Annotated in this window: 7 protein-coding genes; 3 read left to right on the forward strand and 4 right to left on the reverse strand. The window is 54.9% G+C overall.

Annotation, left to right across the window (positions count from 1 at the left end):
- Positions 1-188: 188 nt before the first annotated feature.
- The 3 genes from KF752_08950 to KF752_08960 all read right to left on the reverse strand — a co-directional run bounded on the left by KF752_08950 (position 189) and on the right by KF752_08960 (position 8,221).
- Entirely contained in the window at positions 189-3,089 is a 2,901-nt protein-coding gene (locus KF752_08950; GenBank protein MBX3421670.1) for a TlpA family protein disulfide reductase, read from the reverse strand.
- A 145-nt stretch (positions 3,090-3,234) separates the two neighbouring features.
- The gene (locus KF752_08955; GenBank protein ID MBX3421671.1) at positions 3,235-4,275 is read right to left on the reverse strand and encodes a squalene--hopene cyclase; all 1,041 of its coding nucleotides are present in this window, start codon (positions 4,273-4,275) and stop codon (positions 3,235-3,237) included.
- 61 nt (positions 4,276-4,336) lie between these two features.
- Positions 4,337-8,221, reverse strand: a complete 3,885-nt coding sequence (locus tag KF752_08960) for a hydantoinase B/oxoprolinase family protein (GenBank protein MBX3421672.1) — start codon at positions 8,219-8,221, stop codon at positions 4,337-4,339.
- 323 nt (positions 8,222-8,544) lie between these two features.
- Between KF752_08960 and KF752_08965 the strand changes: the two genes are divergently transcribed.
- Positions 8,545-9,534, forward strand: a complete 990-nt coding sequence (locus KF752_08965) for a DUF1559 domain-containing protein (protein MBX3421673.1) — start codon at positions 8,545-8,547, stop codon at positions 9,532-9,534.
- Between the two features lie 153 nt (positions 9,535-9,687).
- Here KF752_08965 and KF752_08970 read toward each other — a convergent pair whose 3' ends face one another.
- A complete protein-coding gene (locus KF752_08970; protein ID MBX3421674.1) occupies positions 9,688-10,839 on the reverse strand; it encodes a beta-lactamase family protein in 1,152 nt (383 codons plus the stop codon).
- 81 nt (positions 10,840-10,920) lie between these two features.
- On the opposite strand from KF752_08970, the gene KF752_08975 reads away from it, so the two are divergent.
- A complete protein-coding gene (locus KF752_08975) occupies positions 10,921-11,679 on the forward strand; it encodes a DUF2071 domain-containing protein (GenBank protein MBX3421675.1) in 759 nt (252 codons plus the stop codon).
- A gap of 203 nt (positions 11,680-11,882) precedes the next feature.
- Positions 11,883-12,566 carry a hypothetical protein gene (locus tag KF752_08980; GenBank protein MBX3421676.1) on the forward strand — a complete coding sequence of 228 codons (684 nt, stop codon included), beginning with the start codon at positions 11,883-11,885 and terminating at the stop codon, positions 12,564-12,566.
- Positions 12,567-12,667: the final 101 nt, after the last annotated feature.

A 12,667-nucleotide genomic window follows, 5' to 3' on the forward strand; every position in this document is an offset into this window, starting at 1 on the left:
TGTCGTTGTTACAGTCCGAATCGTCCAGCAAATTCCGAAGATTTTATGGCGAGTGAGAATTCGTTAGCGGCCAGTCACGGATGTTATCTACGCCAATCGCGATTGTTGGCAATGTACCGGTAGGAACCAAGACAGCCTGGACAGTCGGTCGATTCTTTGCGTGCCGACGACCGTCTATACCGATTGTACTATTTAGAAGGGCCGAGCAGTTCCTCGATGGCCAGTCTGAGTTCTGCCATCAACCGTGATCCGCTCTGATTCCAAACGTGTCGCACGATGCCATGTTGGTCGACGACCACCGTTTGCGGAATTGAGTTGGCAAGATATTTTCGAGCGACTTGACCATTGCGATCCAGGCATACTCGAAATTGCACTCCCAAACGCTCGGCGGCTGCCTGTGCCCGCCCCTCGGTTTCTTGCAAATTGATCCCGATCCACTGAACTTTCTGATTGTCAAAGTCATGTAGCAAGACGCCTATCTGGGGCAGCGATATCATGCACGGCTCACACCAACTGGCCCAAAAATCCAGCACTACTACTTTGCCTGACAGCTCACTCAATTGCACCGTCTGGCCATCTAAACCGGCAAGTGAAAACTCAGGCGCCTGCTGACCAATCAGCGGCCATTGTTGCTTGCCGCCGGATGTATCGGATTCTGCAAAGACCTTGGGCAGCTTCGCCAACGAAAGTACCCAAGCATTCTGCTTGGACTGCCATACGCGGGTTTCGAGATCGGGTCCGAACATCAATTGGCTCACATGCTGGAGGGGTACTGAACACTCACCCAGCAGTGAACTGGTACCGTGCAGCACCTCTGACTGTATGCCGGTTGGATGGAGTGTCCATCCGCGCCCCTGCTGGACCACGTGAACTTGATACGGCGACGGCTCTTTTGCTGCTAAGGTGGCATCTTCATTATCTGGCGAAGCTGACTGTTCCCATTGTCGATCGCGCAGCCACACAATCTGAGCTATTTGCTGCCGCGGAATTCTGGCCGTTTCACGCCGCAGTTCCATTACTGCTTCGTGCTCGTCCAGCCCGACCAAGCTGCCGCGTAGAAAGTCCCCGTTTACCGATAATAACAAATGACTGGGCGGGTCATGACGCAGAGCACGTGGAACGGTCATCAGCCGCTCAAGCTTTTCAGCCGATGGTTGCTTGACCGTAGCAGCAAGCGGATTCAACGACAATCGACTTAGTCGATCATGGGCTACGAAACCCACCTGAGTTTGCGATGATTGCAGATAGACGCCCAGTTGGTCGATCTTCTGTACGTAACCATCGATAGAATCGCCGCTGGCAAAGATTATCTCGCGAGCTACGGTAGGTGGTTGAGACTCGGCAGGTTCATCCTTGTTTTCTGCGACTGCGGTACTTTCTGTCGACTGGGCAATTGCAGGGCTTACGCCAGATGTGATTGTAGCCATTAAGTCTGCACCAACCGCAGGCGATGGCAATAAGCCGTCCAGTCTCCCGGTCGGCGCGCCCTCGCGCGTGACGGGCAGGTGCTGGCGATAAACGATGTTGCCCGCCGCACTTGGCAACAAGGAACTTGAATTCAAGCTCCCCCAAGGTTGCCATCTTAGACATTCTGCCCCCACACCCGTGACGTCGCTGTCCAGACTGCCTGGCAATTCCGATTCACCGGTCTTCAATACCCCATTGCGCCGCGACGAGTGGACAACTTGAAATCGTTGCGAGCTACCAATAATGGCGCTAATGTGGTTGGGTTCCAATGGCAGCGGCAGCTCACAACTCACACTTTGCAGGAGTATGTTTTGCGATGTGGAGGCTAATACTTTTCCTCGCAGCCGCGAAGTGTCGTTGAGTACAATCTCGACATGTGCTTCGTTGAATGCTGTTGCTGTTGCGGTTATCGACGTCGATTCGGCATCGTCCTTTTCCGGCTGTCTCAAGGCGGCCTCAGCAATGCTGGACAGTGGGACTTCCCGTCGCTTTCCATCGGCATCGGCCAGTGTGACCAATCCTGACTGGGGATCGAAGCCCATCATCCAGTCGTTGAACTTCGTTCCGTCGCGAAGCAGAGTGTAGGTACCGTCTTGACCGCCGATCCGCGAACGTCCATCCCATTGGCGCACTTCCAAACGTTGCACCGTAAGGCTCGGACCGTGATTAACGAATTGCATTGCCACTCCAATGGAATCGCCCGATGGCGTTAGTGACAAGCTCCCCAGGCGTCTGCCGAACATGTCACGAACCACGACCAGCCCGGTCGTTTGGTCCAGCAAAATGTTGAGATCGACTTGCGTGTCATAGTCGTTCAGTTCACTCAGTTTCACAACATCTGCATTCGTGTCCGTTTCACGCACCAGTACCAAGCGGCGATCCCAGACCTCCAATCTCGCCCCGGTATGTGCTTGAACCGGCTGCTTGGGCTGACTGGATGCGCCCAAGGCTACGGTAAAATCGGGTGCGCCAGTCCAAGACAGGGACAAACTGATTTCAGCTTGCGCCGGCAAGTTGAAATCTCCCTGAATAGCCGCTCCTTGCCGGGTGGCCGTCAAAGAACCGGTTCGCCGCTGCCAGTCTTGAGGGTCAGAGAGAAATTTAAACGGCTGTTTGGCGACGATTCCTGAATAGACGATTTCTCCGACGTTGCTTTGGCGCGACAATGTTACTAACCGGTCACGATCGACCTGCACCGTTCCCAGCACTGGGCTACGCACGGTCAACGCCTGTTCGTCCAGGGCTAACAGTTCGCCAATCAACCGCTCACCAGTATCCGTTTCTATCGCGAATGCATCTTGTGCGCTGGATGGTTGCTGTGAATGGGCCTGCACACTTGTGATCGACCGGATCGCTGAAGTCTGTATCTGAAATGGTTCTGCAAATCCCTCGTTCTGCCAAGCCACTAGGTCTTCCAAGGGGCTGGATATCAGATGCCCCAAACCATACCCCCCACATTTCAGCCGCAACTGCATGACTTGCTTATTCGAAGTCTGAGCAGTAGCTGCCTGCGACGGAAGCAATTCAGCAAGCAGTTTATTCTCGGCGGCAATCTGCCCGACGAAGGTGCTCAGGAGCAGTAACAAAATCCAGAGGCCATTCCTCCATGGCTTTCTTTTCACGAACAAACTCCAGATGTACCAAGCAGAATATGCAAGATAGTGATAGGTGCCAGATCGAGGGCAGGCACTGCCCTCCCCTTTGCTCCGAAGGTAGTTGCCGAGCGTGGTACTAGCGGCGATCTGTTCCAACAAACTGGCCATACTACTAACGCTCATAGATCGGCAGGAATCGGAAATTGAGTGCCAGCGACAGCAGATTCAGGCTGGTTGTGGTCGCCTTGCCAAACTGGCCGCTAAAACTGCCGTCCGCGTTTTGAATCGACTTCAGCTGTCGCACTAACGACTGATTCCATTTTTCCCAGGTCTCGAAGTCGGCTTGAAACAGGGCCTGTGCCAGATAATAACGCGCATACTCGACGTAGTGCGATTGCTCATCCATATTCTTGATGATGTAGTCCTGTGTGGCCTTATATTGCTGGAGGTCTTTGCGTTTGGCAATGCTGAGTACTAAACAGGCAATTGCGCTGCGAGCTATGGATTGCCCAAACCCGCCCATGCCGCCGGAATAGCCCACCACGCCAGATTCGCCGGTCATCGACGTAAAGTAATTGACCGCTTTGTCAATCGAGCTATCGGGCACTTCGATGCCAGCGTTCCGGGCCGCCAACAATCCCATCAAGATTGCTCCGCTGACCGAAGTGTCCGCATCGCGTGCATTGGGTGAATACCGCCAGGCTTGGTGGGGATTCTTTGACTGCGAGGTGATCACGCAGCGCACGCCTAACTCAAGGGCCTCGCCTAGCGATCGCTGGCGCGCGGCCGTTTGACCGTCCCAAAAATCAGTTTCATCTAGCACTCCATAGACTTCCGCTAGCGCCAGTAGGGCGAACCCGTGCTGGTACATGCTGTCGCCCATGTAACCGGTGGTTGGGTCTTGACTACGAATGATCGACTGAGTCGCCCGGCGAATTGCCAGACTGTATCGCCCATAGTTTGGGTCTTCGCCGCTGGCCAACAGCGCCATCAGCGACAAGCCTGTTGTACCTGGTCCTGCGTAACCGTCAGCCCAAGCTCCGCTGTCGCTCTGACTATCCTGCAAGTACTGTAATCCCTTATCGTACACTTCGCGAACGTCGCGCGGGACCACATCGCCCGCCGGTATCCCGCTGGGCGGTTGAGCCATCGCGGGAGAGCCTAGGAGCGACAGCAGCGCGCAATTGGCGACAAGGTGGAGGTAGATTCGCATCCAGCACAGTTTCAAATAAGTGGCGGCAGTCGGGGTTTGGATGAGCCTTCATTATAATTGCTCAGGCTGGATCGCCGTAGCCTCCGCCGCCCGGACTGGCCACGATCAGCCGCCAGCCAGCCTCGACGGACAATTGGCAATTTGCAGGCAATTGGGTGTTTTCGTCGGTTGATTTCACTAGCCAGTTCTCGCCCCGCTGCCCCGGCAATCCAGCGGACAATCCAAACGGTCCAGCGGTACGACGCGATGTTAAGAGCGAAAGCGTGATTGGCTCCAAGAACTGATAGCCGCGCAGCATTCCGTCGCCACCGCAGAAACGCCCTGCACCACCACTGCCTGAACGAACGCGAAATTCTACTAGTCGCACTGGATATCTCAGTTCCAACACTTCGGGATCGGTCAAACGAGTATTTGTCATGTGTGAATGAACAGCACTGGCACCGTGGGCGCGAGCCGTTGCACCGCTGCCACCGCCAATCGTCTCGTAGAATCCGAAGTGCTGATTGCCAAACAGCACGTTGTTCATCGTGCCCTGTGACGCAGCCGACACGCCCAGCGCTCCCAGCAGCACATCCACCACGCGCTGCGAAGTTTCTACGTTGCCAGCCGCCACAGCAGGACTCAGCCCACGCGGGACAGCGGCGGTTGGATTAAGTACCGACTGTGGCACCAGCAGTTCGACACCGCGTAAGACGCCTTCGTTCAGCGGCAGATCGTCGGCGATTAAGCACCGCAACACATACAGCACTGCGGCACTCACGATCGACGGATTGGCATTGAAATTCTGTCGGCTGGCCGGACCGGTGCCGGCAAAGTCGATGCGCAGTCGTCCTGTGGGTAATAATTCAATGGCCACGCAAATCGGCGTGCCATCTTCCAGAGTGTCTTGAAAGGACCGTCCGCGCGCGCTCGCAGTCTGACCGGAAAACAGTTGGGCGTTTTGGGTAACGAACTGCTGCACACGCGTCTCCGCAGCATCCAGCACGTCAGCCGCGTAACGCTGTATGGCTGGCCAACCGATCTGCTGAGCATATTCGACCAATAACTGCACACCGCGCTGGCAGGCGGCCATCTGTGCCTTTAGGTCAGCTTGGTTTTCAGCAAAATTTCTGGGGGGATATGGACAGGCCGACACCAGTGCGTGTAGCTCCTGCCACCGCACCTGCCCAGCTTGGCTCAGTCTAAAGACTGGAATAATGACGCCTTCTTGCTCTAAATGATTAGCCATGACTGACATCGACCCAGGGGCGATGCCACCCACGTCGGCATGATGCGCTCGATTAGCAACCAACAGCTGCGGTCGCTGGCAGTCATTGGCAAAGACTGGTTCGATCAGCGTCCAGTCGGGCAAGTGCGAACCACCCTCGTAGGGATCATTGCATAGGAACGAGTCGCCCGGCCGCATGTCAGGGTATTGCTGCAAGACACTTCGCACCGTCTGCCCCATTGCTCCCAAGTGCACTGGCACGTGCGGTGCACTGGCCAACATCATCCCCTGAGGATCGAAGACTGCACAACTGAAGTCACGCCGCTGTTTGATGTTCACGCTGACCGCAGTCTGCTGTAATACATAACCCATCTGTGTCGCGATGGCGGCTAGACGCTGCGCATAACAGTCGCGCAGCACGATATCGGGCGTTTGCGAGCCGACAATAGATGAGTCAATAGAAGTTGGGGGTTCAGCGGCAGACTGCCGTGTGATGAGCAATGTGCCGTCGCTCAGTACTTCAGCATCCCAATTCCGTTCCAATGTTAAAGTCGATCCTTCATTCAACACCGTCAGCGGACCTTGCCAGCGATCACCTGGCTGCAAACCGCTGCGCAGGACATGACGATAATGTGTCGTAGGACTTTCGCCGCGATCGCAAGCCGTAGGGCCTGCCTGCGCTGGCGGCAGTCGATGTCTGGCGGCAATCTGCACGCTGACACGGATACTGACCAGCTCGACCGTATCGGTCAACCGTGCGTAGCCGTACCTTCGATCATGCAGTTCATGAAACTGCATTGCCAAAGCGCTGCCAATCTCAGCGCGTCGCATTTCGCTGTTACGCTGCCGAAGAAGCCGGTCTTCGCTCAACGAAACACACAGTGTCGAATCGGTACCGAGATACCGCAGCTCGGCCTGTAGCTCAGTAACCCGCTGGGTGTTACTCTCTGGTGTCACACCGAACTGAGCGGCCAATTTCTTCTGTGTCAGCTGAACATGATCCAGCAATTCCGGCCAATTCGCGGATTCTACAGGCAAGTAAACCGGAACTGTGTCATCCAGTCGCTGGGCAGCCAGTCCCATACCCAGAGCAGACAGCAAACCTGCATCTGCATGATCGACAATTTGAGTCATGCCCAGCGAGTCAGCAATTTCGCAAATGTGTTGTCCTGCCGCTCCTCCGAAGCCGACCAGCAGATGCTGTCGCGGGTCAATTCCCTGCTTGATCGATACACTACGAACCGCGTCGGCCATCTGCTGGTTGGCTAGGCGCCGATAGCCTTCCACCAACTGCAGCCGCGATGAATTCCCCAGAGTCTGTGCAACCTGTGTAAGCAGTTCGTCAATTCGGCGTTCGCAAGCCGCTAGGTCGATCGCAAACGGAAATTGGCTGGGTGGAATCCTGCCGGAATAGACATTCAAGTCCGTGATTGTCAGCGGTCCACCGCGACCATAACACGCCGGTCCCGGATCAGCCCCCGCGCTATCAGGCCCCACTCGCAGCGAAACACCATCGAACCAGCAAATCGAACCACCTCCGGCCGCCACCGTTTCAATAGGCAGAGTTGGGGTCAGGATACGAACACCCGCCTTGGTGGATTCGTACTGCAACTGCAGATGCTGATCAACTCGGCAAACATCAGTGCTGGTTCCGCCCATGTCTAACCCAATTACCGCGCCTCGATCAAGCGATTGCTGTAATCCCCCCAGCGCCGTCACTCCGCCTGCGGGACCAGATAATATGCAGTCTTTGCCGGAGTAGTTCCGCCAATCAACTAGTCCACCTGCGCTGGTCATAACATACAACCGCACGCGATCCGAACCACCCAACTGACTGCAGACGTCGGCCAGATAGTCCTTGATGATGGGGCTTAAGTATGCATCCACCACCGTAGTCTGCGTCCTGGCGACATATTCGATAACCGGAGCCAAGCGACTAGAGACACTCACGTGATCGAACCCAGCTTGGCGCCCCACAACTTCCAACTGCTGTTCGTGGCCGGGATTGCGATAGCTATGCAGCAGGCTGATAGCCAGCGACTGACAGCCAAGTTCGCGCACTTGCAAGATTTGCTGCCGCGCGTGCTGATGGTCAAGTTCGCATAACACCTGACCCTGAGCACCCATGCGCTGCCGGATACCCCGTGTCACGGCAGCCACTTCAGGCGGTTTGACAATCTCCAGCGCAAATAGATCCGGTCGAGTCTGATCCCCGATGCGCAGCAAATCTTCAAATCCATCCGTTACCAATAAAGCGACCTTAGCTCCCTGCCGCGTCAACAAAGCGTTGGTACCGCGAGTCGTGCCCATGCGCACGAGCAATTGCGGTAGACTTTTCGCGAGCGGTATTTGCAGCGCGCGATGCACGGCCAGCACCGGAGCTTCACGGCAGGGCTGTATTTGAAAACGAACCGCCGCCGTCCACTCGTCCGGCGGGCTAGCGTCCAGAGTAGCAGACCCACCCGACTGAAATTTTGTGATCGTTCGCTCCCATACCAATTTTCCAGATTTGTCAAATGCTTGCAGTTTGGCTGAGCACCAAAACGCATCGCCATCAGCGTTCAACTCCTTCAGAATGCACTGCTTGCCGTTGACGGCATGAACTGTCACAGTCAAACAACCGCTACTGAGCGTTTTGTGTCGTAGAACCTGCCCGCTTGGAAGTTTGACCATGCAATCTGTAAAAGTGCCACCTACGTCAATCCACGCTTCCACTACATCCTGATCGCCGAACTGCATTGCACTATCCAAATCAGTCACATCAAAAACCGTATTCAATTAAAGGGCGGTCAAGCGCTTGCCAGCCTTCAGCGATTCATTGTATGCTAATGTTAGGTAACTTAGCGTAGCAACGGAGCCAGATAACAAAAGTCTCCTGTTGCTCAAGATTTTGTAGCGAGTAACCCTTTGGGGAATACTACCTAACATGGTCGATCTTCGCTTGCCTATGTTATTCGACACGCGAGGCGTGTCTTCACGCCGGGCTGGATCTGTCGTTAGGATGATGAGGTGATATTTCGCTCGCGGCATTTCCAACGTATTTGTGCTGGGACGGTACAGTCATGATGCGCCGAGCATTTACTTTAGTTGAGTTGTTGGTTGTCATCGCGATTATTGGCGTACTGGTTGGCTTGCTGCTCCCAGCAGTTCAAGCGGCGCGTGAGGCGGGGCGACGCATTCAGTGTGCTAACAACTTGAAGCAGCAGGTGCTGGGATTGCAGCTCTACCATGATGCGCAGCGCCGATTTCCGTCGGCGCATCAGATTGGTCAGAACTGGTATTCCGAATACTTTCGTGAATCTGCACCGCAAGGTTACACGGCGGAAGGCTATCCGACCGAAGGACCGTTCTGGAGCTGGTTGTTTCGTATCACGCCCTACATCGAATTTGGCAATTTGTATCGCGCCGCAGACATTCGACCAATCCGCCCGGCCTGGCCCTTTTTTCAGAAGATGCCAGATGGACAGATACTCAATGGCATCTCAACGCCAACCTTTAAATGTCCGTCGGACCCGCGCGTCGACCTGAAGTGGTATGGCGCTTCTGGAGAAGAAAATGCACTAACGTCTTATCTGGGAGTATCTGGGCGCTGTCAATTCAAAGAAGCTGGCGGTCAGGATGGCCTGCTTTACGTGAACTCAAAAGTGACAATGGCTGCAATCTCGGACGGCACGTCCAATACGTTAGCCATCGGCGAAAGACCTCCTTCTAGTTCTTTGCTGTATGGTTGGCAATGGGCAGGAGCCGGAGACTCACCAGCATTCGGTGCTACCGACGTAGTGTTGGGGGTCTACGAACGAGCTCTAACTCCAGAGGCTCAGCCAGACTTTTACCGCCCCGGTAGAATTCAAGACCCGGACAGTCTTGAGCGGTACCATTTTTGGAGTCTTCATCCTGGCGGAGGCAATTGGGCATTGGTAGATGGCAGCGTGCGGTTCATCAGCTATCTAGCGGGTAGACCACAGGATTTGTCCAGCAATTCGCATTCTGCCAACGTGATCGAAAAGCTGGCTACGCGGGCCGGTGGCGAACTAACTACAGCCAGCGAGTAGTATTGCTTTTTAATGAGTTCACATCATGCGACTTTTGTGTGTTATCTGTCTCATATTGGTTGCTGGCTGCGCCAAGACGGAGCCTAATCCACAGCTGAATTCAATTCCCAACATTCCGCCGGGCAAGAAAGACAGTAGCCAGCTGGCTCCTCCCTAGTTGGCAGCTTCCTGAAAGGCTTGGCGTACGGGTGAAGCGTCTGCGTTAGGGAAATTGGCGCGTTGCAACATCAGCAGATAGATGCGGCTCTTCACTGGATCGATCCAGGCCTGTGTCCCATAGGCACCGCCGTGCCCAAAGGTGCCGGGCGATAGCGTGGCGGTTACGCCTTGTGGTTCGCGGATCACACAGCAGCCGATGCCCCAACCATTGCCTTCGGTGAATCCAGTTTTCAAGTCTCCGGTTGCAATGGTGCGCAGCTCCTTCACCGACCGTTCAGACAGAATTCTCTGTCCCTTCAGTTGCCCACCACCTAATAGCATCTGGCAGAAACGGAGGTAATCGCCGGCAGTAGAGAACAGTCCGCCGTTGGGTGCCGGATAATGACTGCGATCGGTCGGCGAACCGCCGGGTATCAGAATGATGCTGGTGCGCTTGAGTCCCTCGGGCGTGGTCGAATACGCTTTTGCCAATCGCTCGGCCTGCGAGTGACTGAGATAAAATGCGGTGTCGACCATTCCCAGTGGTTGGCATACCTGTTGGTGTACGTACTGATCGAAACTCATCCCCGACAGCACTTCTACAATCCTGCCAGCGGTGTTGATACTGGTCTGGGAGTATTGCCAGCGCGAGCCGGGCGTAAATGAAACGCGCACGTTGGCATACCGCGCCGCCACATCCGCCAAGGTGGCATCGGTGTAGGCAGACTGAAACGGCAGTTCGGCCATCCCCGACGTATGCGTCAACAGGTGGCGGATGTTGATCTCGGCGGGTTGCCCATCGGATGTCTTAAGTTGTGACATGTCCGGCAAATGTTTAGCGATGGGATCGTCCAACGACAGTTTGCCTTCGTCGACCATTTGCATGATGCACACAGCAGTTACCGGTTTGGACATCGAAGCGATCCAAAAGATCGAATCCGGCTGCATTGGGCGATCGGATTCAATGTCAGCTTTGCCCAGCACAACCTGGCTCAGGACCTCGTCCGGGCCAGCGACCATAGCCACGATTCCGGCAACGGTATTGTCGTCGATGAAGGGACGCAACGCTTGCTCGATCTTCTCGCTCGACACTGGCGACTGAGCCAGTACTGCATTGCCAAGTGTGACAGTGAACAGCCAGGCTAGAGCGAAGAATCCAAATCGCATGAGTAGTCACCGTCAAAAAAGGAAGGCTAGACATCAAAAATGTTGTTAGATTATAGAGCATTTCGCGACCCGGAATACCTGATGACCTCGCTAACTTCTGATCGAACTTGGCCGCTCCCCCAGACTCCCTGGGTGATGCAGATGACTTGGTCCGACCTGTTGTTTGCGCATTGGCCAGTAGATCCGGCAGTTGTCATGCCGTTATTGCCCGCCGGATTAACGCTCGACACACGCGACGGTGCTGCCTGGGTGGGCATCGTTCCATTCTTGATGTCACGTGTCGCTCCGCGCTGCTGTCCGCCGCTACCGCTGATTGGTCATTTTCCGGAGCTAAACGTGCGCACTTACGTCACCGCAGGCGGAAAGCCAGGCGTGTGGTTCTTTTCGCTGGATGCTGCCAGTCGTGTGGCCGTACGCGTCGCCCGCGCCGCATTCCATCTACCATACATGGATGCACGCATGTCAATTGCTCGTCATGCTGATTCCACAATTGCTTACAGTAGTCATCGCACACATCGCCATGAACCATCGGCTAACTTTGCGGCCAGCTACTGCCCCAAAGGCGACTGGTTTCGAGCACAACCCGAAACGCTCGAGCACTGGCTGACAGCTCGATATTGCCTGTACAGCGCTGACAGTCGGGGCCGGTTGTACTGTGGCGAGATCGATCATCCTCCCTGGACACTAGCTCCTGCAATTTGCGAGACGCAGTGTAATACCATGTGCCAACCGCTGGGCATTGAGCTCTGTGGCCACCCGCATCTGATGGTCGCTCAGAAAATCACCGTCAAAGCTTGGATGATCTCGCAAGGTGGTGAGACATCGACCGCAATAGCGTAGCGATCAATTGGCTCTTCTCTCCAAGACTTGAGTTGGCAAGCGAAAACAATACCATTGGGGGGGCGTGAGTTCCAGCTCGGTTTTGCATTTAAAAAATTTTTTTGTTTGAACTTGCAAATTATTGTATTACGCCTAACAGGCTGCTACGCTACCGCTCGTATTGTGGTGTGCGAATTGTTCAACAAGGTATCAGGAACGTCGCCATGACTCGAGTAAGCCACGGTTTGTATTGCATCGTGAGTTTGTTGTACGTTGGCGCTGCTCGGGCCGACATTTTTGCGGTCAGCACTACGATGACAGTAGTCACGCCGCCCGTTTCCGTAGTCGGCGAGGGAATACTGGAGAGTTCCACGACGATGTACATCATCGATGAGGGCATCTCGATTGTTCCTCCCGGCCCACCACTGTTCGTGAATGCTTTTGGACCTGGACCGCACGGTGGCAGTTTTCCACCATCGCTCATGTTGCCACCCGGCGCAATCTTTCACAGCTACTTGGTGCATTTTGATCCGGCTCCCGGTATCGTTTCGCTCACTGGCAGTGTTACCTTTGACCCGGGAGAGACGATCCATGGCATCCAAACTTACTCGCCGTTGTTATATTCAACGGACGGCCCCTTTGGGAACGCATTGGTAACCTATCCCGGTGTGTTCATAGCAACGCGAGGCTTTGATACGCTACCGGCGCCGTCTGACATGGTCACTATTGCAGGCGACCTGAATTCGGCTACATTTTCACTCACCGCAGAATTGGGCATGGATCAAGCGAGGATATTCACGATCCCGGTGCCTGAAATTTCTTCGTGTGCAATGTTGGTCGTAGCAATGGGTTTAAGCAGCCTGAGACGCCGCAATCTGAATATACTGGCCGACTACGTGGTGACATGACTTGTAGCAGGTTGAAGTCCCAGACATATTGGCAAGTTTTTTCGGTTATGTGTATGGATGCAACCGCTACGAGCACTCTCTTTGCCGCTGGCGACTGCTGC

This window comes from Pirellulaceae bacterium (genome assembly GCA_019636385.1).
Classification (GTDB): domain Bacteria; phylum Planctomycetota; class Planctomycetia; order Pirellulales; family Pirellulaceae; genus Aureliella.